This window comes from Bartonella vinsonii subsp. berkhoffii ATCC 51672, assembly GCF_902825225.1.
GTDB classification, from domain to species: Bacteria; Pseudomonadota; Alphaproteobacteria; order Rhizobiales; family Rhizobiaceae; genus Bartonella; species Bartonella berkhoffii.
In genome coordinates this window covers 1-220 of the sequence record NZ_CADEAK010000381.1, presented here as the reverse complement: position 1 = coordinate 220, position 220 = coordinate 1, and the positions used below count along the sequence as shown (strand labels likewise).

The window sequence follows — 220 nt, the reverse complement described above, 5'->3', positions numbered from 1 at the left end:
GTAGGGGATGCAAAAGATAACAATGATGCCGTTAACAAGGGTCAGCTTGAAAAAGGTTTAAAGGATCTTTCCAGCAGTCTTCAGTCAGATGATTCAGCGGTTGTTCATTATGATAAAACAGGTGATGACAATAACACTATTAATTATACGAGTGTGACTTTAGGGAAAGGAAAAGATTCCACACCTGTTGGACTTCATAATGTAGCTGATGGTAAGATTG

General features: G+C 38.2%; 1 protein-coding gene. It reads left to right on the top strand.

Translation table 11 applies throughout. The annotated features are described in order from the left end of the window. A partial coding sequence (locus J7R10_RS09705) for a hypothetical protein (protein WP_208436561.1) occupies positions 1-220 on the top strand: 220 nt, incomplete at both ends.